General features: G+C 31.8%; 1 protein-coding gene. It reads right to left on the reverse strand.

Going from position 1 to position 280, the window contains the following annotated elements; translation table 11 throughout:
* On the reverse strand, positions 1 to 280 hold a 280-nt coding region (locus CVH10_RS25470; RefSeq protein ID WP_146143137.1), incomplete at both ends, for a hypothetical protein.

Genomic DNA, 280 nt, shown 5'->3' on the forward strand with positions numbered 1-280 from the left:
GAAATAGTATCTTTATCTGAACACCGTCTGCTAACCAGTTTTTAGGAAATTCTTTTTCTGATAATTGAACACCATTATAGGTGCATTTAACATGCATTTCTCTATTCCACTCCTTTATATCCTCAGACCACTCGGGAAATTGGAGTAATAATAGACGGCTAATATTTTTTACTATTATAAATAAAGGTAATATTATATATTTTCTAAGAATTGACTGGGTTACTAACATAGAACCTCTTATTACTTGAGCAAATGGAATGATATCCCAGGCTTCTGCTAT

The sequence above is a fragment of the Halomonas sp. ND22Bw genome (assembly GCF_003011945.1).
GTDB lineage: Bacteria > Pseudomonadota > Gammaproteobacteria > Pseudomonadales > Halomonadaceae > Halomonas > Halomonas halophila.